The sequence below is a fragment of the Pseudoalteromonas shioyasakiensis genome (genome assembly GCF_019134595.1).
In the GTDB taxonomy this organism is placed as follows: domain Bacteria; phylum Pseudomonadota; class Gammaproteobacteria; order Enterobacterales; family Alteromonadaceae; genus Pseudoalteromonas; species Pseudoalteromonas shioyasakiensis_A.
Window position 1 is genome coordinate 2,585,960 of sequence record NZ_CP077770.1, and the last position, 23,272, is coordinate 2,609,231.

Genomic DNA, 23,272 nt, shown 5'->3' on the forward strand with positions numbered 1-23,272 from the left:
GGGTATATTCACACGCTGCTTTTTGTCGTTTTAAATTCTGTTTTAAACTAACTGTTTAAATTGCGTTGATTGCCTCCATATAGATAACTAATAAATCAGCGCGAACCAATAAGGAAAGAGTATGAGCCTAATTAACGAAACCCACGATATTAATCTAAAAAGCTGGGTTGCATCTGCTAACGAAGCGAACTGTGACTTCCCAATTCAAAATCTTCCTTTTGCAGAAGTACGTCGTAAAAATTCAGACGAAGCGTTCCGTGGCGCTGTCGCTATTGGTGACCAAGTTATCGACTTAGCAAAAGTAAATGAACTTGGTTTATTCTCTGGTGATGCACAGGTTGCCGTTAAAGCAGCAAGCCAAACTACACTCAATGAATTTATGGGTCTTGGTCAGCAGTATTGGTCTGCACTTCGTCTAGCGTTATCAAAAGCACTCCGTGAAGGTGCGAGTGAACAAGCGCAATTAAGCGAAGCGCTTATCTCTCAAGCAGACATCGAATTTGCGCTACCGTGCCGTATTGGTGATTACACTGACTTTTATACGTCTATTTACCACGCAACAGCGGTAGGTAGTCTATTCCGCCCTGATAACCCACTTCTACCTAACTACAAATGGGTACCAATTGGTTATCACGGCCGCTCATCGTCAATTGATGTTTCAGGTCAAACGTTCCACCGCCCTAACGGTCAAACCAAAGCGCCAGATGCAGAAGTACCATCATTCGGCCCTTGTAAACGCCTAGACTACGAACTTGAGTTAGGTATCTACCTTGGTAAAGGTAATGAATTAGGCGATGCTATTGCCATCGAAAATGCTGAAAACCACGTATTTGGTTTCTGTGTATTTAATGACTGGTCTGCACGTGATTTACAAGCGTGGGAATACCAACCTCTTGGTCCATTCCTTGCGAAGAACTTCGCGTCGACTGTGTCTCCTTGGATTGTTACAACAGAAGCACTGGCTCCATTTAGAACAAACTGGACACGTGACGAAAACGATCCACAACCAATGGACTATTTAGAGTCAGCTCATAACCGTGAGTTTGGTGCATTCGATATCAAAATGGATGTACAAATTGAAACTGAAAAGATGCGTGCAGCTGGCGAAGCACCAACACAAGTATCTAAATCAAGCTTCAAGCACTCTTACTGGACAGTCGCGCAAATGGTGACTCACCACACTGTTAATGGCTGTAACTTCCAACCAGGCGACATGTTAGGTTCAGGTACTCAATCAGGCCCTGAGCACGAAGAAGCAGGTTCATTATTAGAACTATCACGCGGTGGCAAAGAAAAGATCACCCTTGCTAATGGCGAGCAACGTGCTTTCTTGGAAGATGGCGACAACGTAATCATGCGTGGTTGGTGCGAGAAAGACGGTTTTGCACGCATTGGTTTTGGTTCAGTAGAAGGTACAGTACTACCTGCTAAATAAAAGTAACTCGCTATTTTTATTTCCAGAACAACGATTAAGGGCATTTTTTGCCCTTTTTATTTGCCTTTTATCAATTGAGTTACAATTTTTTTCTGGCTTTTTTAAATCAGATTGCTATCTTAACTCGGTTATTAGTTAAATTTTATACGCTATGTTAGTTAAACTTAAGTCTTTTTATCGCACGTTATTTCCAGCTAGACAGCTGTTGATCCGTCAAAATGGCGAAGTAAAGCACTTAATATTAGCTCCATGGTTACAATTAACTGCACTCCTAGTCATTTTAACTGCCATTGTTTGGCTAAGTATTTCGACACTACAGATCATGTCACAAGCTGACCAAATCATCAGCATTGAACAAAATCAACTAAGCAAACAACAACAGTGGCAGCAACAGCGCTACCAGCAACAAGCGGCCTATGAAAAACAGTTAGAGCAACTTGCAATTCTTGAACAAAAGCAAGCGCTCTTGCAAAGCATGATTGAGTCGCTACCTGAGTCAATGAACAAACCTGCATTAGCAACTGACGCAGAGCCATTGCTTTTACCTGTCCAGGAACACACAGAAGAGTTTCACGCTCCATTAGAAGATGATCAACCAAAACAAGTTAAACGCATAGAAAGCATGTCTGAGCGCTTAGTGCGTCTTGATGCCGCTTACAACAACAGCTTTGTTGTATTAGATCAGCAAATCAAACTTCGTCATCAAGAAATAGTTGCCATGTTAGAAGGCGCTGGCCTTGATAGCAGCCTTGCCAATGCAACTGTGCTTGAAAACTCAGACACAGCGCAAGGTGGCCCGTTAGACTTATTTGACGAGTCAAAAATTCCGGCTGAGTTTTTAGCGATTGCCGATAACCTTTTAGCGTTAAATAACTTAGAAAATTTACTCAGCGAATTACCACAAACACTCCCTGCTGCTGATTACTATATATCAAGTAGTTTTGGTCTTCGTAAAGATCCAATGAATGGCCGCCGCGCTTTTCATAAGGGGGTTGATTTAGCTGGTTGGCATAAAACCGAGATTTTTGCTCCCGCTGATGGCACCGTTTTACGTGCTGGTCGAAATGGCGGGTATGGCAACTTTATCGAACTACAACACAAAAATGGCTTCGTCACTCGCTTCGGACATCTTAATAAAATTAAGGTTAAAAAAGGCCAAACAGTAACTAAAGACGATGTCATTGGTTTAATGGGTAGTACAGGCCGTAGTACCAGCACTCACCTACATTACGAAGTTTTAGTGAATGGCAAACATGTCAACCCAGTTAAAATAACAAAGGCGCTTTCTCGTGTTCGGTAAAAAAAAACAAGCTCCAGCTAGCTCAACTAGCTCTACTTTAAAAAGAACAAACCATACTCCCTCTATTATTGCAGAAGATGTTCGCTTAACTGGCACTTTAGTAAGCCAAGGTGAAGTTCAACTTGATGGTCGTATTGACGGTGATTTAAGAGTAAAACATCTTGTTATCGGCCTAACAGGCATGGTTGAAGGTCTTATAGAAGCAGATAGTATCGTAATTAAAGGCAAGATCATTGGCTCCTTGATTGCGAATAAGGTGACCATAGAAAGTACAGCTCAAGTCCACGGTGATGTGTTTCACGATACATTAAGTATTGAAGCAGGTGCTAATATCGAAGGCAGCTTAAAGCATCGTCATGAAGAAGATAAAATTGCTCCTATCAAGCCAAGCTCAAGCGATGAAAGTAGCCCATCAATACTGGCTGATGATGACAACGACTTGTCGTTTGTGAACAAACAAGCCGCTGATAAGTCTTAACGTTTTTTAGCCGTTATATACATAGTAATATCCGCGGTGAACACTAACTCATCGCGGCTATTATAAACCTTCACCGGCACTAGCAAGTCTTGCTTGTCTAACCACTCACTCGGCACTTCAATCTTTGCAACAGCACGCATGTCTGTGTCAATTTTTGCTAAATAGTTCACTGTCATGCCTTTTGGGATCCAGCGATGTGTTTTTGCTGGTACAGTTGCATCAACCATTAAGCCGGCGCATAGCTCTGCCACATTACATTGTGCAATTGCATGGATAGTACCAATGTGATTATGGATTGCTCGGCGATTTTTAACAGTTGCGCTGCAATGCCCAGCGGTTAAATTTGTGATCAATGGTTTTATTGAACCAAAGTAAGGGGCTTTAAAACACACGGCTTTACTAAACAACCAGTTACCCTTTGGCAGTGACTGGCATTTAGTCCAAATTTTTAATAATGATGATGGTGAGCTCACGACGTTTATCCATTATTTTTATGATGTGAGATAAAAAACTAACACATCAGACCAGATAGCGAAATGGAAAATTTTTGTAAGCAGTTTTGATGATTACGTATGTATTACACTTTTCGCTACCTGAACGCTTTTCTTTTCCTTTAGGGGCACATAAAATACCGTTTTAAAGGAGAGCGAATGCAGTCACGCCAGCACAAAAACCTCAGCTTACTATTTATTCTTGGCCTTCTGGTTATCTTTAGCCCGTTAGCAATTGATATTTACTTACCCGCGTTTCCGACCATTGCAGAACAATTCAGCGCTTCAGAAAAGCAAATTCAGCAAACCGTCGCTATTTTTATGCTTACCGTTGGGCTTGGACAGCTCATTGCAGGGCCATTAGCAGATAAATTTGGTCGTAAGCCTGTGGCAATTACCGGTGTGACAATTTATGGTTTAGCGGCTTTTGGCGCGTATCTGGCACCTGATTTTGCAAGCCTGATGATTGCAAGAGCACTACAAGGTTTGGGGGCCTGTGCCACATTTGTAGTAGCATTTGCCATTGTAAGAGATAGATTTGGTAGTGAACGCAGCGGCCAAATCATTACTTATCTTAATGGTATCGTCTGCTTTATCCCTGCCCTCGCGCCAATTTTAGGCGCTTGGCTCACAGTACAGTTTGGCTGGCGCATGAACTTTTTATTCATGGCTGTATTTGCACTCATTGGTTTATTCATAACCTTGTTAATGTATAAAGAAACCCGCCCTGCCGATAGTGTATATAGTGGTCATATTCTTGACCTGCGCCGTTTTATGCCAATTATCAGCACGCCATTGTTTTTATTCCATAGCTTAATTTGCTTGGTAACTATGTCGGCTATTTTAGTCTTCGTTACCTTAGCACCTGGCTGGCTTATTACTGAATTAGGTGGCAGTGTTACCGACTTTACTTTCTGGTTTACCTGTAATGCGGTCTTGAGCATTGTTGCAAGCTTTATTATGCCACTGTACATCAAACGCCAACCAAAACGCGCGTTAAAAGCAGGACTATTGTTGCTTGTAATCGCAGGAGCCTTAATGTTGGCCTTTAGCCAACAACGTACAGCGCTTGCGTTGATGTTTCCGATGTTTATTGCTGCGTTTGGTTTTGCACTGACACTTGGCTCATCAGCAGGCCGTGCACTAAGTTTGTTTCCTAAGCAAGCAGGCACAGCATCAGCACTTATTGGCTTAATGCAAATGAGTGGTGCAAGCTTATTAGTGTTTATAACGCAATTGTCAAATTTGACTACACCTGTATTAATTGGCGTGCACTTTTTAATGCTCATCCCATTTACCTACCTATTGTTCAAACATAAGCACTTGTCATAAAAAAGTTTTATCATACTTTTTGTCATAATGGGTAAATGAGAATCGTTATACTCTATTTACCCGTTTAGACATCCTGTTATTCCCTACTGTTATAAAAAGCACCTTTCTAGAATGATTTGTTCCAGTTTTGTGGATTATTTTGCTTGTACCTATAGCATCATTAATCTATTGTTTACTCATGTTAACATCTGGTTAACTCAACAACATGTTTGGGATACGAATCATGAAAAAGAATAAATTAGCATTAGCACTGATCATCAGTGGACTATGTGCAGCAGGAACTGCAAACGCAGCAAATGACCGTTACATCATCCAAGTAGACAACAATAAAAAAGGCGTAGTTAAAGCACTCGCTAAAAAGCTTGGTGGTGATATTAAAGTTGATGGTAATGGCTTTATTGCAGCGCAATTTACAGGTCATGACCTTGCAAGTGTAAAAGGCTTACTAAACAACCCTCACATCAAACTGGTTGAAGAAGACCAAAAGCGTGTACCAATGGCGCTTTATAACGATGACGCTGGTAATGCAATGCAGCAGCAATTAACGCCATACGCAGTTTACCAATCACAAGCTGATAAAGTTACCTTCGATGCGAATGCTGGCATGAAAGTATGTGTGATTGACTCAGGTTTAGATGCAACAAACCCTGACTTCATTTGGGGTAACATTACAGGTGATAATGACAGTGGCACAGGCAACTGGTTCGACAATGGTGGCCCACATGGTACTCACGTAGCAGGTACTATTGGCGCCGCAGACAACAATGTTGGTGTGGTTGGTATGGCACCAGGTGTGGCAATGCACATCATCAAAGTATTCAACGCTGAAGGCTGGGGTTACTCTTCAGATTTAGCACACGCAGCAGATTTATGTTCTCAAGCAGGTGCAAATATCATCAGCATGAGTCTTGGCGGCGGTGGTTCAAATAGCACCGAATCTAACGCATTTGCTAATTTCACAAGTGCTGGCGGTTTAGTCGTTGCTGCAGCGGGTAACGATGGTAACAACGTACGTTCATACCCTGCAGGCTATCCATCAGTAATGATGATTGGTGCAAATGATGCGGACAACCAAATTGCAGATTTCTCGCAGTTCCCTAGCTGTACATCTGGTCGCGGTAAACGCGCTACTACAGATGGAACTATCTGTGTTGAAGTAACAGCAGGTGGTGTTGATACTCTTTCTACTTACCCTGCAGGTATGGCAACTTCAGCTAGCTTAGCAGCTGATGGCGCAGGCTTTGCTACTTCATCAATGGAAAACTCAGGTAATGCATCAGGCACGGCGTATTACATGGGTACTGCTGAGAGCGTAGATTCTGGCGCAGCAGGCAAAATTTGTATGATTGACCGCGGTAATATCTCGTTCTATGACAAGGTAAATAATTGCGAGAATTCAGGTGGTATCGGCGCTGTTATCATCAATAACGAAGCTGGCATGTTATACGCTACATTAGGCGAAACTAACGATACAACGATTCCAGCTGTAGGTGCTGCATTTGAAGACCGCTCAACCCTTCTTTCAAGCACAACTATTGATATCGCAATTGGTACCAGTGATTATGGTTTCATGAGCGGTACATCAATGGCAACCCCTGCTGTTTCAGGTATCGCAGCGCTAGTATGGTCAAATCACCCTGAGTGTACGGGTACAGAAATCCGTGATGCACTAAAAGCAACGGCAGAAGATCAAGGAGCTTCTGGTCACGATGTTTACTTCGGTCACGGTATTGTTAAAGCAGCTGACGCAGATGCATACCTAACAGCCAATGGCTGTGCAGGTGGTGGCGATAATGGCGGTGGCACAACACCAGGTGGTGATGATATTAGTCTTTCTACTTCAGGCTATAAGTCAAAAGGCACTAAATACATTGATTTAAGCTGGAGTGGCGCTGCTACAAGCACTGTCGATGTATACCGTAATGGTAGCAAGGTAGGCTCAGTGGCAAACACTAACAGCTACACTGACACTATCACAACAAAAGGTGGTGGTACTTACACTTACCAAGTATGTGAAGCACAAAGTACAACTGTTTGTTCAAACAACAGCACTGTGACGTTCTAATACTTTCCCCAACCCAAATCAGCGGGCATTGATTGCCCGCTTTTTCTTTTTCTAGAAGCTTGTTAAAATCAACTACCTAGCTTTTTATTTTTGTGCCGATGATCAATCCAGAATTTCTACTGTCGTTTTTAGGCGCCAGCTTTTTAATTGCCGTAGCCCCCGGCCCTTCTAATGCATTTTTAATGGCACAAACCTTTGCCAATGGCCGTAAAGCCGGAATGCAAAGTGCCTTTGGTTTTGCCTTAGGTGGTGTGGTGCATACTTTTTTTGCGGTGGTGGGTTTAACGGCAATTTTAAAAGCGTCTACTGTTGCCTATACCACAGTTCAGTATTTAGGTGCGGCGTACCTGTGCTATTTGGGCGTAATGACGTTAAAAGACACCTTCACACAGCCTGAGTCAGACTGCGACGAAAAACCTCATGTAAGTACCAGTAAAAAGCAAAATGTGATGTTTCAAGCAATGATGACCGAGGTACTTAATCCAAAAGTCGCTCTATTCTTTATTGCGTTTATTCCGCAGTTCGTCGATCCGAGCTTGTCTTCAACAACTTTTCAGCTCGCTTTTTTTGGTTTACTATACCCGCTTTTTGCTTTTCCTATCGACTGCACGTATATTTATTTCGGCGATAAGATAGCCAGTTATTTTCTTGAGCACCCGCAAACCCAAATTTGGATTGATCGGATCACGGGGCTGGTGTTTATTGCACTAGCAATTAACCTATTGATATAAGAGCACTTATGGAACAAAAACAACAAGCCTTACCAGCCAAAAAGAATATTGCCCTCGTAGCCCATGATGGTAAAAAAGCTGCCCTTCAGGCGTGGTGTGAAAAACACCAAGACATTTTAAGTAAGCACACGCTATACGGTACGGGCACAACAGGTCATTTAATCGAGCGTACAACAGGGCTTGAAGTGATTAAGCTGCTAAGCGGCCCTATGGGGGGCGATCAACAACTTGGTGCTAAAATTGCTGAACATGAAGTGCACATGCTGGTGTTTTTCTGGGATCCACTTGCATCGCAGCCACACGACCCAGATGTAAAAGCATTACTGCGTTTAGCTGCGGTTTGGAATATTCCTGTTGCCTGTAATGAAGTCAGTGCCGATATGCTATTAAGCTCACCTATGATGGAAACTGAGCTGTGCCGCACGTTGCCAGATTACGAAAAATACCTTGCAACGCGCCAAGTGACTCTTTAGTTCTATAAGTCGTATCTCTAAGTGGGGGCTATTAGCTATAAAGCTTGTGCGCCCACTTAGTTAAACCTGCAGTAACACTACCAAAGTGATCCCCGTTCAGCATAGTAATATCACCTAAATGAGCTTTTAACGCAGCCTTGATCAGCGGTGATTGCGCACTACCGCCCGTTAAGTAAATGACATCAGGCGTTGTGCCTGCTTCTTGAATCGCTTGTTTAGCTAGGCTCACTATCTGACTTATCGAATCATCAACAGCTAAAGCGAGATCTTTTAGCGTTAAGCACTGCGTTAAGTCTGAATCTAAGAAGCGCAAATCTGTAGTAAATTCATTCGCTGACGAGAGCGCAATTTTTGCCGCCTCGCCTTGCTGCACCAATTGGTGACCTTGCTTATTTTGCTGCAATTGAATTAAGCGTTTAAAAAGCGCAGGCTCTTTAACTTCTCGAAGTTGAGTCAGTAACTCACGATGATGGGCATCGCTATAAAACAGGCTTTGCAGATTTACATCATTGATTTTACAGGCTTGCCAAAACGGTTGATTCGGCAGTGGAAGACCCGATTTAAACTCAGTGCCTAAACCTAGTAATGGCATTAAACCATGAAAGCTCAGCGCAATATCTAAATCATTTCCACCCACACGCTTACCACTGTGAGCTAAAAAGTCATTGTCACGGCATTGCTTATCACGAAAGCTCGGCCCCATTTGTACAAATGAGCAATCGCTAGTACCCCCGCCAATATCGACAACCAACACTTTTTGGTCTTGCTGCAATGAGGTTTCATAATCAATCCCCGCCGCTAATGGCTCATACAAAAACGACACCTCTTTGAAGCCTGCGCGCTTTGCTGCTCGCTCTAAAATACCCAGCGCTTGTTGATTAGACTCTTCACCACCGACTGATTGAAAGTTTACCGGTCGTCCAATTACCGTTTCAGTTAATGTGTCTTGCAGTGATTGCTCGGCACGTTGTTTAATTTTTAAAATCATCGCCGTGGCAATGTCTTCAAAAAAGTTTATTTGCCCTTGTTTTAAGCCTACTGCACCAAAAAATGATTTAGGTGACTTTACAAAGTAACCTTCTTCTGGAAATTGCACATACTCGCTAATTGCTTCACGACCTATAAATAAGGTCTCATCACCAGCTTGAATATCGAGATCAGATTTAATACGAGGAATGGTATTTAAAAGGGCTTGGCGCTCAGTTTTAAAGTCGTGCTCAAATGGGCTACCCGTAAGATGCTTTGTCACAAAATCGACAACTAATGCACTGTGGTGAGTATAAAGTGTTGATGGTAAATATTGCTTGCCCTGCTCAAGCGGCACTAAAGAGACTTGTTGCTCGTTATTCATTACACCGATTGCACAATTTGAGCTACCGTAATCAAAGCCTGCAAACATTCTAACACCTATACATCAATAAAAAGGCCGCGAAATTTACCACAGTCGCAGCCGTTTTTGAATGATGCTATGGCGTTTCATGCAAAAAGCTTGCAAAACGTGGTAAACCATTTTTAGTAAAACCATGATATTTGTAGGTAATGGTACTACCTATCGCTGGGGGCGATGATCTTTGTTGATCGGTAAATCCCGAGCCAATTTTAAATTCGGTACCATCACTACTGCGCACCTTGAGTGCACCTAGCATATTTTTATACTTACCCTTTCCTGCGATATAACCGATTACAACTGCTTCAGCGTCAAAATAAGGCTTTAACTTTAACAATGCATCACTACGCCCTGCACTATGCTTAGCAGCTGCTAGATGCAGCATGACGCCCTCAGCTCCTTGTGCGATTAGTTTATCCATAAACAAACTAAGTTGTTTGTTATCGTTAAAGTGCATTTGCGCAACGCCTTTAATATGCTCACTTTGCAGCTGGTTTACTAACCTTGTGTAGTTTTCATAACGTTGACTAAATGGCGTTGTCGCATCCGGCATATCAAATATCATGTAATTGACGGTTTGCCATTCTGATTCTACAGGTGTGACTTTTCGAACGATCCCGCTCACATTGGCAAAGTCTTGGCGCTTAGTCCAAAGCTCTCCATCAAGCCAAACACCTGGCAGTGGATCTGTGAACCACTTGGGCGCATAAATTGGGTTACCATTTCGGGTTACTAATTGACTCCCTGTCCAAATAGCCCGAACGCCATCATATTTTTCACTAACTAAATAGTCAGATACATTAACCTTCTCGGCTTGATAGACGTTTGCTAAAAGGACTGAAGGTGCTTGTTGCGCTTCGGCTGAAAAGCCTATAAATAACGTGATTGCGCACAAAAGCGCACGAGTGAATTTAACCATCATTGCTTCCTTGCAAATTTGTGAGTATTAACTGGCTCTGGCTTTGACTACTTAACAATAGCTACTTAACAAAAGCAGCTTAGCAATAGTCAGCTAATTATAGTTTAGTTTGTAGCCATTTGAAAAATTCGTTTAAATCAGCAAACACACCCGCGGCTTTACTAAAATCATGCTCTAATGTGAAATGATTTGGTACCGCATACACAGCAACACCAGCGTTGCTCGCAGCGGTAACACCGGTAAAGGTATCTTCGACTGCCACAACTTCATTGGCTGTGATATTTAGCGTATTTAGGGCTAGTTGATAAGGGTCACCAGCAGGTTTAGGATTATCAACATCATCTTTGGTAACCACACAGTCAAACCAATCGAAAATGCCATAGCCTTTTAAAATAGGATAAGCTTCATCTTTTGCACTACCTGTTACTAATGCCATTTTTAAACCACTGGCTTTGACTTGCCTAAGCACTGTTTTTGCATGAGGCATATAGGCGGGTAAATTAGTACTAACAAAACGGCCAAATGCAGCGTACTTATCATCCGTTAACTGCTCGGGGCTGATAGTTAACCCATAATTTGTAACAACCTCTTTAGCGGCTTCAAGAGTTGGCCTCCCTGAAAAACGCTGGCAAAAGGTAGCTTCATCATACTGCACGCCAAAAGGAGCTAACAAATCATTCCAAATATTAAAGTGCACACTTTCAGAGTCAACCAAAGTGCCATCCATATCAAACAATACTGCTTTTAAAGTCATCCTCATTCCTTCAAAGTAAAAAGGTGCCATAGGCACCTTTAAATATGATTATTCTGTTAAACCCGCAGGTGGCTCAGCAAACGCTTCTTCGCCTGTTTCTACATCAACCAGCTCGTAGCCACGTTGCTTTCTTACCACTTTCAAAATGGGCTTAGAAAACGCTGTTTTTAAACGATCTGCATCTGCTTCAAGTTCTTCGACTGTATGACCAAATGGTGCGGCACCGGTTTCTGACCAGTTAGTCACTTTACCATTTAAGTTATATTCAACTTCATGAATTTGATATTGTGCCGCTTCCTCTTTTGTTGCTTCACAAAAAATTACACGGTAGTTCCAAAATCCAGCCATAGTTATTCTCTTTCTCTTCAATTAATCCTGCCACTTTAGCAGTTACCAACGCGATTATAAACGAAAAAACCCGCTATACAGCGGGTTTTAATAGGACTTATTATTTCAGCTTAGAAGAAGCTTACTTTGAACTCAGCACCGATGTAACGCTCTTCGTTCACCATTGCTGTGTTGTTATTGAAGTCGATAGCACCGATTGATTGTTGCTCGTCGAACATGTTACGAACGAATGCTGATACTTCATATTCGTTGTCGCCTTCAGCCCAAGCATAACCTGCACGTAAACCTACTTCAGTTAATGGCTTGCCTTCAAACTCAACTGACTCGTATAAGAAGTAGTTGATTTCGCTGCGGTAAGACACGTCAGCGTAAGTGAAGAATTCACCATCAGCTACTTCGCGGCTATAGCGTAATGTAAGGTTAGAGATCCACTCAGGTGCGTGCGGTAAGCTGTTACCATCAAGGATAGCTTGACCTGCGCTGTTTAATGAGTTTGTTACAGTACACTGCGCACATACGTCAACGGCTAGGTCTTTATCGTCAAGCTCAGTGTTGTTATAACTTAAGTTAAATGTAGCGTTTAGGTTGTCAGTTAATACCCACTCAGTGTCTAACTCAAAACCGTAACCAGTTGTCTTATCGGCATTAACTAAACGGTTGAAGTTTGCACCACCACCTACAGCTGTTAATTGTTGGTCATCCATTGTGTAGTAGAACACAGTTGCGTTTACACGACCTTGGCCGTCAAGTACGTCTGATTTGATACCTGTTTCGAAAGACGTCACAGTTTCAGACTCAGCAACAGTTACTTCATCACCGAATAAGATACGACCTTGGATACTTGGTGCGCGGAAGCTGTTTGCAACACGTGCGTACCAGTTTACGTCATCGTTGATCTTGTAGTTAGCAGATAGATCCCAGCTAACGTGGTCGTCACTTGGGTTTTCTGTTAGGAATAACGCACCGCCACCTGCAGGGCTTAAAGTACGGTTTGCAGAGAACTCTTTTTCGTCATCTGAGTAACGAAGGCCCGCAGTGATTTTTAAGTCGTCAGTGACTGTGTAATCTAATGAACCGAATACCGCCCATGCTTTGGTATCTTGCTGCTGGATAACATAGCCGTTTAACTCACCAGGTGTTGAACCATAAGTGTCGTAGCTGAAGTTTTCGATTGTTAGCGCTTCATCAAAGTAGAAAACACCTACTTGGAAGTTTACGTCGCCAGTATAGTTGCTTGATAAACGAAGTTCTTGCGTGTATTGATCTTGATCTGGAATACCGTCAGCACTTTCAGAGTAGAACGGGATAAAACCTGGGCCCATATCTGGTAAGTAGCTTGCACCGTAACCACCGTCGATGTCAGCGCGAGAATAGATTTCAGCGCTTTCCCATGCAGAGATTGACGTAAGAGTTAAATCATTGATATCCCACTCAAGCTTTAAGCTTGCGCCTTGAGATTCAACTTGCTGTGTCGCACGAGAAGCAGCATCGTGGTAAACCACATCATGCTCAAAGTTATCGACTAAATCGTTTGTGCCAGCTTTAATAGCGTTACCACGGAATGCGATTGGCGTACCATCCATATCACGAACGTGGTAGTTGAAAAGACCTGTGAAATCGTCACCTTCATATAAAAACTGAACACGTGCCGCTTTTTCAGTGTAGCCTCCTAATACGTCATCTTGTTCAAAGCCTGGTGCACGGTTATCGATGTAATCGTCTTTTTCTTGCCAAAGTACAGAAACACGCGTTGATAAACGGTCTGTTAAGCCACCGCCAACAGCACCTTCAAAATCAACTGCGCCACGGCTACCGTAAGATACTGAGCCATAGCCTTCAAATTCTTGTGATGGTTTAACTGTATCAAATTTAACAAGGCCAGCCGGTGTGTTACGACCGAATAAAGTACCTTGTGGGCCACGTAGAACTTCTACACGTGCTACGTCAAATACAGGGAAACCTTTTAAGATTGCGTTCTCTTGAACAACTTCGTCTACAACTAACGAAACTGGTTGAGAAGCATTTAGGTCAAAGTCAGTGTTACCTAGACCACGAACATAAAAGCGTGGGAAAGAACGACCAAACGAAGATTCGATTGATAAACTTGGGATTTTCGCATTCATAAAACGAATATCCATACCAGCTGAGCTGTAAGCGTCTAAGCTGTCACCTTGTAATGCAGATACAGCTACAGGTACTTCCTGTGCATTTTCTACACGTTTACGAGCGGTGATTTGAATAACTTCTAGTTGGTTGTTTTTTGCTGCTGTCGCTTCGTCGGCAGCAAGAGTTGAAAATGAAGTACCTGCTACGGCAGAGAACAACGTTGCATTGATAAGTGTTGCTAACGTAGATCTTTTCATTGCTTTCATGTCGGGTTTTAACCTTTTTTATGCACTCTTATTCAACGGTGATGATGTTGCGTCAATTCATTTGACGGGCTCGGCCAATTTTTCGCGCCTTGTAATAAGCTGCGCGGACCTCTAGTTCGAGAGTGCAAAACGAAGTAAAGAGGCTGAACGAACGCTGACGATTATAACACTTCATGACACTTTTACTGCATTAAAAATTAGAAATATACAATTTTTTTACAACAATTAGCGGCAACATCGCCGCATTTAGAAGATTTTATGCAATTATTTTTCATTGAAGCGGACATATGTCCTGTGCATTTAATTGCAACAATGTGTAGACATTATGTACAAATGAGAGCCGCTTTCATTTACCCCTTTTTTAGCAACTAATCAGTCACTCGTGCGAATTCTGGGTTAGCTAATTCACATTCATGCTCATTTAATAAGCCTAAAATTGCTAAGTTTAACTCTTCGATTACTTCCATATAAAAAGCAAAGTCGACAGTCTCTACGTAGCTTAGTACATCCACTTGTAAAGCCCAAGGTGTGAAGCCTTTAAAGCGAACACGACAAGGCTCAAAAGCGATGTGCTTATGTTGCTCTAAAAGCTCTCTTAGGGCTTGCATAAACGACATTAGGTTTTGTTGCTTAGTATTGGCACTGAGCATCAATTTAGGTCGATAAGAAATACGCTCTCGTTCCGAGACATTCTCAAGCTGCATATCAACAAACTTTGCATTCGCCACATAGATAACCGAGCGATCAAGCGTTCGAATTCGCGTTGCTCTTAGCCCTATTTCTTCTACCGTGCCTAACTGGCTGCCAAACTTACATAAACTACCTATTTTTACTGGTGCAGAAATATATAGAGTGATTGCTGCAATGATATTCTCAACCGTTTTTTGCGCTGCAAGGGCAATTGCAAGTCCACCAATACCTAAACCAGCCAGTAAAGTAGTGGCATTAAAGCCTAAGTTTTCAAACCACATGAATAGTAAGATAATGGCTATTGAGGTTTTTACTACGTTACTCAGTGGTCGCAGTAAAAAGACTACTTGCGGTCTGTCTTGGTTTATAAAGCGTTGGCTCAGTCTATGCTTTGCAATATCAACTGCACGAAGACATATCCACCCCCATGCAATTAACAGCACTGTTGCGCCATGAAATAAAGCAAGTACTGCAATTGTTACATTAGATTGATCACTCAAAGAACGAGACATTAATACAGCCAGCAATAAGCAAACAGGTCCATTAATGAACGCTATCACATCTTTTTCAACAGGCACTTTTAAATGGCCAAGTACAAATGTGAGAATACGCGTCACAATGATTGCTACCGCAAGGAAAAACAAAAAACTAAAGGCAAAGTAAATCCATTGCCAAAGTAATATCCCTAAAAACTCTACATCTGGCAGATTCTTATATAACCATTCACCAACTCGGTTATAACCATACTCTTTTGTTAGTAAGGGAATTTGGCTTACCGTTGCATTCGATATTTTCCAAATGCGATTGCCACTTTCAGGGTCTGGGATCAACTGTAATAAAATTTGAACTGTACCTTGTGAGGTTGATATTTCCCCCACTAAGTCACGATAACTTGGTACACTTTCTTTTTGCTTTCCTTCGGGCTTGTTACTTAAGTTATCAATGTCTACCCAGAGTGTGCGATCAAGTACTACAGATAAGTTTTCGGCTAGTTGAGACTGACCAATAATAGCCACATCCTGAGGCAGATTTCGAAAATCAAGATACTGAGCAGCGCGTTCAAAGTCACGAGCTCTGGCCGCTTTCAAATAACCCTGCATTGAACTTCGTGGTGTCATTCGACCGTATGTGTCGAAGGCTAAATCGTCTTCTAAAGCAGTTTCTTTTTCTTCGCTAGCTGCTGGAGTACTGACTTCAGGCTCTTGCTTGGCTGGCTTTTGTTCGGCTTGATCTTCCTTATTGTCTTTATCAATTAAGGATTTAACGGTCACTTCGGGTGTGGTTGTTGCCCATAATGGCGCATTAAACAACAGTAAAAAACACACTAATAACTTACTAAATTGTAATGAAAACTTGGTATTACAACGGCTCACACTTTATTCCTTGTTCGATAAACATTAAATCGCTGAAATAATCAGCTAATTAAATTAGAGCATGGTTTGTGTAACTGTACAAAAAATAATTAAAACTCTTTGCAACTAACTGCTGAGATGTTAGTTATATAAAGACTTAAGCAAAGGATACTATTATGCAAATCTCAAGTTCACTGATCCCCCACTGGTCATCATTAATGATCCACGGTGCCATTGCCATCGTTTTTGGCTTGTGTGGTTGGTTTGCCCCAGAAGCCTCATTAGCGATTCTGATGTTTATTTTCGCTGCTTACTTTTTTGTCGATGGTGCCATTAGAACTTGGTTAGCTATTGCTTCAAAAAATGAAAACCCACTTTGGTGGATGCTATTAGTGGGTGGTTTAATTTCAATTGCTGCTGCACTTGTAACCCTGTTTGCTCCCAACGTAACAGCTATCTTAATGCTGTACTTTATTGCCGCATGGGCCATTGCCATCGGTGTGATTGAAATATTGATTGCGAGTAAGCTACGTAAAGAAATTAGTAATGAATGGCTGTTAATTGGCAGCGGTATTATTTCGATTATCTTTGGTGGATATCTGATATTTAACCCTGGCGCGGGTATCATTACCCTACTTTGGCTGGTTGCAACCTATGCCGTCGTATTTGGCATAATGATGGTACTATTAGCACTTAAGCTAAAAAAAATGCAACACTCTCAAATATAAAACAAAAAAGGAGCTATTCAGCTCCTTTTTATACCATCAAACTAGGGCTGATTAATCAGCGCTGTTTTCTTCTTGGTTATGTAACTCTAAACTCGCTGACATCGCATTTTCACGGGTTGATTTTGCTGAATCATTACGTAAACGGTCAATGTGGTTTAGGTAATCTTGGTCGATATCACCAGTGATGTATTGACCATCAAATACTGATGTTTCAAAACGGGTGATTTCTGGGTTTTCTTGGCTTACTGCTGAGATTAAGTCATCTAGCGATTGATAGATAAGACCATCTGCACCAATGCTTGCATTGATATCTTCAACTTCACGACCATGAGCAATTAGCTCAGCTGCCGATGGCATGTCGATACCATAAACGTTCGGGAAGCGAATCTCTGGCGCTGCTGACGCGAAGTAAACGTTCTTAGCACCTGACTCACGAGCCATCTCAACGATTTGCGCTGACGTTGTACCACGAACAATTGAGTCATCAACAAGTAATACGTTTTTACCTTTGAACTCACGGTCAATAGCATTCAGTTTTTGACGAACTGACTTTTTACGCATTTCTTGACCTGGCATGATAAACGTACGGCCAATGTAACGGTTTTTAACAAAACCTTGGCGGTATGGCAGGTTAAGCGCTGATGCAATCTCAAGAGCTACATCACATGATGTTTCTGGGATTGGAATAACCACGTCGATGTCTTTGTCAGCCCATTCACGTGCGATTTTCTCACCTAACTTAGTACCCATGTTTACACGCGTTGCATAAACAGACATACGGTCAATTGTTGAATCTGGACGCGCAAAGTAAACAAACTCAAAGATACACGGCGAATAAGTTGCTTTTTCAGCACACGCTTGTGAGAAAAACTGACCATCTTCAGTTACGTAAATTGCTTCACCTGGTGCAACGTCACGAACAAACTCAAAACCGTCTGTTTTTAAAGCAACGCTTTCTGATGCAAACATGTACTCAGTACCGTTTGCAGTTTCACGCTTACCGAATACCAGTGGACGGATACCGTTCGGATCACGAAACGCAACAATACCGTGACCAATGATCATTGCAATCGTTGCATAACCACCCGTTACTTTATTATTCACTTCAGTTACCGCAGTGAAGATATCTTCAGCATCAAGTTTTAGCTTGTTTGATTTGCTTAACTCATGTGCCACAATGTTAAGTAAAATTTCAGAGTCAGATGTTGTATTAACATGACGGCGAGCTTCTGAAAACAATTGCTGCTTTAATGCTTCTGCGTTTGTTAAGTTACCATTGTGCGCAAGTGCAATACCAAATGGCGAGTTAACATAGAAAGGTTGCGCTTCAGACGAGCTAGAAGAACCAGCTGTCGGGTAGCGAACATGGCCAATACCAATTGTACCTTGCAGACGTTTCATATGACGGGTATGAAATACATCTTTTACAAGGCCATTGGCTTTACGTAAGCTAAACGTGTTGTTTTCAATGGTAATGATGCCAGCTGCATCTTGACCGCGGTGTTGCAAAACAGTTAAGCCGTCATATAACGCCTGATTAACAGGAGAAGTTCCGACTATGCCAACGATACCACACATTAAATTTATCCTCGCCGATTAACGGTTTACAGAATTTAAAAAGCTCGAGTTGTTTTCGAGGTACGAAAAGAACCACTCAACAACAAAGCCAAATTCTGGAATCAAAATAGAGTTGCCCCACCAATGCGTATTAGGTGCACCGGTAAAAGCATCAAGAAAGAAGAGTAACGCGCTTACGACCAACACGCCACGAAGAGCACCAAACACTATGCCGAAAACACGGTCTGTGCCAGATAAACCAGTACGTTGTACAAGTTCACCTAAAATATAGTTTAGTAACCCACCTAACAGGAGTGTCGCAAAGAATAATATGGCTATTGCGGCTGCATTTCTTAAAAGGGGTTCTGAAATACTTGTTAGGAAGGATGCTAAATATTGGTAAAACAAACTAGAGATGATAAATGCGCCAGCCCATACAGCTAATGACATTGCTTCTTTTACAAAGCCACGTATTAAGCCGATGATAGTGGATAGTGCAATAATGCCAAGTACGGCGTAATCAACCCAGATCATAAGAACCAACTAGTCGTTAATTTGGGGCGCATTCTATAAGACTACCTATAGAATTGCCAGATCATTTTGTAATTTCAAACTGAGTAACTTTGCCGTTTAACTTGGTTAACTGCTTTAACTCAGGAAGCTTACTTTCTAACTCTTTCTTGCTAAGTGAAGGTCCTACAAAGACTTTTGTCAGTGTGCCGTTCGGGGTTTTGATTGGACGAGTGAAGGTTTTGAAACCATTCGCTTTTAATTTTTCTTGTAGTGATTTCACATTAGGTGCATGAGAAAAACTGCCCAGTTGAATAACATAAGCCATTTGTGTGAGGTTCTCTTCTGGCTTACGGGTTGGCTCAGGAGTTTTAACAACTGGCTTTGCAGGCTCTTGCACTGCAATTTTTGGCTCAGCTCTGTTAATCACCGGCTCACCGGTTGAAGCTTCAACCATTTGCGGTGCAGCATCAATTTGCTGGGTTTCATTTGCGACAAGATCAGCGTCGTTTGCCTGAGTATCTTCAACCGGAACTTGCGAAGGTTGCTCGGCAGAGGCAACTTTATTATCAATCACCTCTTGCAAGTCTATCGTAGTGAACTCAGGGCGTTCAGGAATAGCTTTAAAGCCTTCTTTATAATGAACCTTCTCACCATCCAAAATGTTTGGAATGAAGACAATAGCCGCCACAACCACAATCGTGGTGCCTACTAAGCGATTAATAAACCCTGCGTTCACCGATTTCCTCTCTATTTTTTAAAGTAATTGATGGCTGCAGCCACAGTTATAAACGAGCCGAACACAATCACTAACGTGTTTTCATCAACATTTGGTAATAACGTATCTAGCGCAGTTTCAACACTCTCATAGTGCGTGCTAGGTGCTGATGATGTTGTTTCGGCAAGAGCTTTAGCAAGGTTTTCAACCTTGTCGCCACGAAAACAATCTAAACTTGCTAACGACCACTGGTCAACAACATTTGCCACGGCCGACATTGCAGCCACTTTATCTTTATCTGCAAGCATAGCGACTAATGCATGAATTTTAAACCCTTGATCTTTATACACGCTTAATTTGCGTGCCAAATATCGAGCTGACTCAGGATTATGCGCAACATCGGTAAAAATAAGCGGCTGCTCACTTAACTGCTGAAAGCGCCCTTCTACTGTAAGACTCGCTAAGCAATCACGAACTTGTTTTTCACTTGGCAACAGCTCAAGTTTTGCTAGTAAGGTCAACGCGGTTGCTGCATTTTGACAAGGAATAGCAGGCTTAGCTAAGCGCCAATCGTTACCTTTGTACTGCCAGTTAAAGCCTTCACTGTCTTCTGTGAATATGAAATCACAGCCTGATAGCACCATATCAGCGTTAATTTCATTACCATAATCAGTCACTGTATGCGGAATCGCTAAATCGCCAACAATAGCCGGTGTATTGGTACGGAAAATACCAGCTTTATCGTAACCAACAAGTTCACGAGTATCACCTAGGTATTCTTTATGGTCTAAATCTATGGTGGTGATCACACAAGCATGCGGGTTCACGATATTAGTCGCATCAAAACGACCACCTAAACCTACTTCTAGCAGCACATAATCAACGGCGTGACGTTTAAAAATAGCCAGTGCGCCTAAGGTACCATACTCAAAATAAGTAAGTTGCGTGTCACCACGGCCTTTTTCAAGCATATCGAAAGCATCAACATGGAATTGGTCGTCAAGCTCTTGGCCATTAATACGTACGCGCTCGTTGTAACGAATAAGATGCGGCGAAGCATAAGTACCGACACTAAAACCCTGTGCAAGTAATAAGCTTTCTAGGCAACGGGCTGTAGTCCCTTTACCGTTAGTGCCTGCAATCAGGATAATTTTGCTTGATGTATCGAGTAAGCCTACTTGGTTTGCCACGCGTTCTACGCGCTCTAAACCCATTTCGATATTGGCAGGATGGACACTTTCTAAATAACAAAGCCAATCATCAAGGCTTGATGATTGGCTAGGAAGGATTTCTGTCATAGCGTTTAATCAGTTAAGCTGAAATTTACGCTACTCTATGCTCTTGTTCAGTAGAAGGCAAGTTCATAAATTTCGCTAAGATACGAGCAAGGGTGTCACGCATTTCACGACGGTCAACAATCATGTCGATTGCACCATGCTCTAGCAAGAACTCACTGCGTTGGAAACCTTCAGGAAGCGTTTCACGCACTGTTTGCTCGATTACACGAGGACCCGCAAAACCGATAAGCGCTTTAGGTTCAGCAACATTTACATCACCAAGCATTGCCAGTGATGCAGATACACCACCCATTGTTGGATCAGTTAATACTGAAATAAACGGTAAGCCTTTTTCGCTCATTTTCGCAAGCGCAGCACTTGTTTTAGCCATTTGCATTAATGACATAAGTGCTTCTTGCATACGTGCACCGCCTGATGCAGAGAAACAAATAAGTGGCATGTCGTGCTCTAAACATTGGTCTACAGCTTCAACAAAACGAGCACCTACTACAGACGCCATTGAACCACCCATAAACGAGAACTCAAAAGCAACAGCAGCAACAGGAATGCCTTTTAAACGGCCTTTCATTGCCACAAGCGCGTCTTTTTCACCGCTTGCTTTTTGTGCTTGGGTAATACGGTCAGAGTATTTTTTAGAATCTTTAAACTTTAATACGTCTTTTGGTTCGTGCTCTGCACCAAGTTCTTGACGATCAGCATCATCTAAAAAGTTTTCAAGACGTTTACGGCCACTTAAACGCATGTGGTGATCACACTTAGGACACACGTTGAGTGCTTTTTCTAATTCTGCTTTATATAAAATTGAATCACAGTCTGTACACTTAGCCCAAACCCCTTCTGGGATTTCTTTACGACCTGACGATTTAGTCGTTTTAGGTAAGATTTTTTCTAACCAACTCATTTGCAACTCTCTTAATGCTGTTCTGTGTCGCAGTCTGTTTAATTGGAAACACTCTCTTGTGTTTCTGATAACAAATAAACAGACAGATTTTTTCAATTAAAACATGAATTACCCGCAGACGATATAAAAAACTGGTCTTAGTAGTCGTGCACTAAAGACTAACTGTCTGAATCAGGTAAAAACAAAGGCCCTAATGGTGTTTTAGGAATGCCAAAATGTTCTGGGTAATCCACGTCAACTAAGTAAAGGCCAGCGGCTTTTGCTGTTGCACTTGCCTTTGCGCGCTCTTTTAAATCGAGTAATTCTTTTAACCACACAGGTTCATGCTTATGAAGACCAATGTCCATCAAACACCCGGTGATGTTTCGTACCATATGATGTAAAAACGCATTGGCTTTAATATCAATGATCACATAATCACCTTGGCGTTTTACCGATAAATGGTGAATAGTACGATTGGCTGTATTTGCTTGGCAGTGTAGTGCTCTAAACGAAGTAAAGTCATGCTCACCTACTAAATACTGACAGGCTTCTTGCATTTTAGTTTCGTCTAATGGGTGATGAAAATGGGTCACCCCTTCACTCATAATAGCGCCGCGATAGGTATAATTATAAATCACATAGCGATAGCGACGTGCTGTGGCACTAAAACGAGCGTGAAAGTCTTCGCTTACAGGCTCGGCAAAGCGAATAGCAATATCTTTTGGCAGTAAGGTATTCATACCCATCGTAAACGCGACCATTTCACGTTCAGCGTGAGTATCAAAATGGATCACCTGCCCAGTGCCATGTACACCCGCATCGGTGCGCCCTGCACAAACAATTTCGACTGGATGATTACAAATACGCGACAACGCCGTTTCTACTTCTTGTTGTACGCTATTGACGTGTGATTGACGTTGCCAACCACTGTAACGCGCGCCGTTGTACTCTACTCCAAGTGCTACTCGCATAATGCTCTATTTACCTACTGTACTAAATGACGGGGCATTTTATGCGATCTACGAGCGCAATAAAAGCCACTGTAGTAGATCACATTGTTCTGATTGCTCAGATATCACACCAATTCGCTTAACTATTTTTGCGAGCTGGTATTAATCTTCTTCGATGTTATCGAGGCCCTTGGTGCCATCTTTAGCACGAAGCTTATGATGGATGGCTGATTTGATCAGCATATAGCCGCTAATAGGTGCGGTGATCAGTAAGAAAATCGAAATCAGAATTTCTTTCACACTAATACCATCATGGGTGTAGCTAAAATACACCATCGCAGCAATTAGCAATGATGCCATGCCAAGCGTTGTTGCTTTAGTTGGACCGTGTAAACGCATAAAAAAGTCAGGCATTTTCACAAGTCCGATTGAACCTATAAGAATAAAGCAACCACCAATTAATAATAAGATTGATACAATCCATTCACTCATCATTTGTTA

Annotated in this window: 22 protein-coding genes; 8 read left to right on the top strand and 14 right to left on the bottom strand. The window is 42.1% G+C overall.

Translation table 11 applies throughout. From position 1 onward, the window contains the following. The first annotated feature begins 121 nt into the window (after positions 1 to 121). The 3 genes from fahA (at position 122) to KQP93_RS12030 (ending at position 3,213) form a co-directional block, all read left to right on the top strand. Positions 122 to 1,435, top strand: a complete 1,314-nt coding sequence (gene fahA, locus KQP93_RS12020) for a fumarylacetoacetase (protein WP_217874618.1) — start codon at positions 122 to 124, stop codon at positions 1,433 to 1,435. Positions 1,436 to 1,586: 151 nt separating this feature from the next. Beyond that, entirely contained in the window at positions 1,587 to 2,735 is a 1,149-nt protein-coding gene (locus KQP93_RS12025; protein ID WP_217874619.1) for a M23 family metallopeptidase, read from the top strand. After that, on the top strand, positions 2,725 to 3,213 hold the full coding sequence (locus tag KQP93_RS12030; protein WP_217874621.1) for a bactofilin family protein: 489 nt from the start codon (positions 2,725 to 2,727) through the stop codon (positions 3,211 to 3,213). The genes KQP93_RS12025 and KQP93_RS12030 overlap by 11 nt, the downstream gene beginning before the upstream one ends. Here KQP93_RS12030 and KQP93_RS12035 read toward each other — a convergent pair. Continuing rightward, entirely contained in the window at positions 3,210 to 3,686 is a 477-nt protein-coding gene (locus tag KQP93_RS12035; protein WP_217874622.1) for a hotdog fold domain-containing protein, read from the bottom strand. The genes KQP93_RS12030 and KQP93_RS12035 overlap by 4 nt on opposite strands. A gap of 177 nt (positions 3,687 to 3,863) precedes the next feature. Here KQP93_RS12035 and KQP93_RS12040 point away from each other — a divergent pair, with 177 nt between their 5' ends. The 4 genes from KQP93_RS12040 (at position 3,864) to KQP93_RS12055 (ending at position 8,305) form a co-directional block, all read left to right on the top strand. Continuing rightward, positions 3,864 to 5,036 carry a multidrug effflux MFS transporter gene (locus tag KQP93_RS12040; RefSeq protein WP_217874623.1) on the top strand — a complete coding sequence of 391 codons (1,173 nt, stop codon included), beginning with the start codon at positions 3,864 to 3,866 and terminating at the stop codon, positions 5,034 to 5,036. Between the two features lie 223 nt (positions 5,037 to 5,259). Beyond that, entirely contained in the window at positions 5,260 to 7,101 is a 1,842-nt protein-coding gene (locus KQP93_RS12045; protein ID WP_217874625.1) for a S8 family serine peptidase, read from the top strand. Between the two features lie 98 nt (positions 7,102 to 7,199). Continuing rightward, positions 7,200 to 7,832 carry a LysE family translocator gene (locus KQP93_RS12050; protein WP_217874627.1) on the top strand — a complete coding sequence of 211 codons (633 nt, stop codon included), beginning with the start codon at positions 7,200 to 7,202 and terminating at the stop codon, positions 7,830 to 7,832. 8 nt (positions 7,833 to 7,840) lie between these two features. Further along, a complete protein-coding gene (locus KQP93_RS12055; protein ID WP_054551787.1) occupies positions 7,841 to 8,305 on the top strand; it encodes a methylglyoxal synthase in 465 nt (154 codons plus the stop codon). A gap of 31 nt (positions 8,306 to 8,336) precedes the next feature. On the opposite strand, the gene yegD is transcribed toward KQP93_RS12055, so the two are convergent. From yegD to KQP93_RS12085, 6 genes are all read right to left on the bottom strand, one after another. Continuing rightward, the gene (yegD, locus tag KQP93_RS12060; RefSeq protein ID WP_217874628.1) at positions 8,337 to 9,704 is read right to left on the bottom strand and encodes a molecular chaperone; all 1,368 of its coding nucleotides are present in this window, start codon (positions 9,702 to 9,704) and stop codon (positions 8,337 to 8,339) included. Positions 9,705 to 9,771: 67 nt separating this feature from the next. Beyond that, positions 9,772 to 10,611: a DNA ligase gene (locus tag KQP93_RS12065; protein ID WP_217876785.1), complete on the bottom strand. Its 840-nt coding sequence runs from the start codon at positions 10,609 to 10,611 to the stop codon at positions 9,772 to 9,774. Positions 10,612 to 10,708: 97 nt separating this feature from the next. Further along, a complete protein-coding gene (locus KQP93_RS12070; RefSeq protein ID WP_217874629.1) occupies positions 10,709 to 11,365 on the bottom strand; it encodes an HAD family hydrolase in 657 nt (218 codons plus the stop codon). Between the two features lie 48 nt (positions 11,366 to 11,413). After that, a complete protein-coding gene (locus KQP93_RS12075; protein ID WP_217874631.1) occupies positions 11,414 to 11,713 on the bottom strand; it encodes a hypothetical protein in 300 nt (99 codons plus the stop codon). Positions 11,714 to 11,823: 110 nt separating this feature from the next. Continuing rightward, the gene (locus KQP93_RS12080) at positions 11,824 to 14,085 is read right to left on the bottom strand and encodes a TonB-dependent receptor (protein WP_217874633.1); all 2,262 of its coding nucleotides are present in this window, start codon (positions 14,083 to 14,085) and stop codon (positions 11,824 to 11,826) included. Between the two features lie 368 nt (positions 14,086 to 14,453). Beyond that, complete coding sequence (locus KQP93_RS12085) at positions 14,454 to 16,148, bottom strand: mechanosensitive ion channel family protein (RefSeq protein ID WP_254907671.1); 1,695 nt, start codon at positions 16,146 to 16,148, stop codon at positions 14,454 to 14,456. A gap of 155 nt (positions 16,149 to 16,303) precedes the next feature. Between KQP93_RS12085 and KQP93_RS12090 the strand changes: the two genes are divergently transcribed. Next, on the top strand, positions 16,304 to 16,855 hold the full coding sequence (locus tag KQP93_RS12090; protein ID WP_217874634.1) for an HdeD family acid-resistance protein: 552 nt from the start codon (positions 16,304 to 16,306) through the stop codon (positions 16,853 to 16,855). Positions 16,856 to 16,906: 51 nt separating this feature from the next. Here the strand turns inward: KQP93_RS12090 and purF are convergent, their stop codons facing one another. From purF to KQP93_RS12125, 7 genes are all read right to left on the bottom strand, one after another. Then, complete coding sequence (gene purF / locus KQP93_RS12095; RefSeq protein ID WP_217874636.1) at positions 16,907 to 18,433, bottom strand: amidophosphoribosyltransferase; 1,527 nt, start codon at positions 18,431 to 18,433, stop codon at positions 16,907 to 16,909. An 18-nt stretch (positions 18,434 to 18,451) separates the two neighbouring features. Next, positions 18,452 to 18,946 (bottom strand): CvpA family protein, encoded by a 495-nt coding sequence (locus KQP93_RS12100; RefSeq protein WP_130051964.1) that lies wholly within the window; start codon positions 18,944 to 18,946, stop codon positions 18,452 to 18,454. 61 nt (positions 18,947 to 19,007) lie between these two features. Then, positions 19,008 to 19,661 carry an SPOR domain-containing protein gene (locus KQP93_RS12105; RefSeq protein WP_217874637.1) on the bottom strand — a complete coding sequence of 218 codons (654 nt, stop codon included), beginning with the start codon at positions 19,659 to 19,661 and terminating at the stop codon, positions 19,008 to 19,010. A gap of 11 nt (positions 19,662 to 19,672) precedes the next feature. Beyond that, positions 19,673 to 20,938, bottom strand: a complete 1,266-nt coding sequence (gene folC, locus KQP93_RS12110; RefSeq protein WP_217874639.1) for a bifunctional tetrahydrofolate synthase/dihydrofolate synthase — start codon at positions 20,936 to 20,938, stop codon at positions 19,673 to 19,675. Positions 20,939 to 20,963: 25 nt separating this feature from the next. Next, positions 20,964 to 21,839, bottom strand: a complete 876-nt coding sequence (gene accD / locus KQP93_RS12115; protein WP_130051967.1) for an acetyl-CoA carboxylase, carboxyltransferase subunit beta — start codon at positions 21,837 to 21,839, stop codon at positions 20,964 to 20,966. A 158-nt stretch (positions 21,840 to 21,997) separates the two neighbouring features. Then, on the bottom strand, positions 21,998 to 22,792 hold the full coding sequence (gene truA, locus KQP93_RS12120; RefSeq protein WP_217874641.1) for a tRNA pseudouridine(38-40) synthase TruA: 795 nt from the start codon (positions 22,790 to 22,792) through the stop codon (positions 21,998 to 22,000). 141 nt (positions 22,793 to 22,933) lie between these two features. Beyond that, a complete protein-coding gene (locus tag KQP93_RS12125; protein ID WP_054553163.1) occupies positions 22,934 to 23,266 on the bottom strand; it encodes a Na+/H+ antiporter subunit G in 333 nt (110 codons plus the stop codon). Between the last annotated feature and the right edge of the window lie 6 nt (positions 23,267 to 23,272).

Bases quoted from the DNA above. Each gene is read 5' to 3' on its own strand.
- fahA (WP_217874618.1), top strand. From the start codon at position 122: ATGAGCCTAATTAACGAAACCCACGATATTAATCTAAAAAGCTGGGTT.
- KQP93_RS12025 (WP_217874619.1), top strand. From the start codon at position 1,587: ATGTTAGTTAAACTTAAGTCTTTTTATCGCACGTTATTTCCAGCTAGA.
- KQP93_RS12040 (WP_217874623.1), top strand. From the start codon at position 3,864: ATGCAGTCACGCCAGCACAAAAACCTCAGCTTACTATTTATTCTTGGC.
- KQP93_RS12045 (WP_217874625.1), top strand. From the start codon at position 5,260: ATGAAAAAGAATAAATTAGCATTAGCACTGATCATCAGTGGACTATGT.
- KQP93_RS12050 (WP_217874627.1), top strand. From the start codon at position 7,200: ATGATCAATCCAGAATTTCTACTGTCGTTTTTAGGCGCCAGCTTTTTA.
- KQP93_RS12055 (WP_054551787.1), top strand. From the start codon at position 7,841: ATGGAACAAAAACAACAAGCCTTACCAGCCAAAAAGAATATTGCCCTC.
- yegD (WP_217874628.1), bottom strand. From the start codon at position 9,704: ATGTTTGCAGGCTTTGATTACGGTAGCTCAAATTGTGCAATCGGTGTA.
- KQP93_RS12065 (WP_217876785.1), bottom strand. From the start codon at position 10,611: ATGGTTAAATTCACTCGTGCGCTTTTGTGCGCAATCACGTTATTTATA.
- KQP93_RS12070 (WP_217874629.1), bottom strand. From the start codon at position 11,365: ATGACTTTAAAAGCAGTATTGTTTGATATGGATGGCACTTTGGTTGAC.
- KQP93_RS12075 (WP_217874631.1), bottom strand. From the start codon at position 11,713: ATGGCTGGATTTTGGAACTACCGTGTAATTTTTTGTGAAGCAACAAAA.
- KQP93_RS12080 (WP_217874633.1), bottom strand. From the start codon at position 14,085: ATGAAAGCAATGAAAAGATCTACGTTAGCAACACTTATCAATGCAACG.
- KQP93_RS12090 (WP_217874634.1), top strand. From the start codon at position 16,304: ATGCAAATCTCAAGTTCACTGATCCCCCACTGGTCATCATTAATGATC.
- purF (WP_217874636.1), bottom strand. From the start codon at position 18,433: ATGTGTGGTATCGTTGGCATAGTCGGAACTTCTCCTGTTAATCAGGCG.
- KQP93_RS12100 (WP_130051964.1), bottom strand. From the start codon at position 18,946: ATGATCTGGGTTGATTACGCCGTACTTGGCATTATTGCACTATCCACT.
- folC (WP_217874639.1), bottom strand. From the start codon at position 20,938: ATGACAGAAATCCTTCCTAGCCAATCATCAAGCCTTGATGATTGGCTT.
- accD (WP_130051967.1), bottom strand. From the start codon at position 21,839: ATGAGTTGGTTAGAAAAAATCTTACCTAAAACGACTAAATCGTCAGGT.
- truA (WP_217874641.1), bottom strand. From the start codon at position 22,792: ATGCGAGTAGCACTTGGAGTAGAGTACAACGGCGCGCGTTACAGTGGT.
- KQP93_RS12125 (WP_054553163.1), bottom strand. From the start codon at position 23,266: ATGATGAGTGAATGGATTGTATCAATCTTATTATTAATTGGTGGTTGC.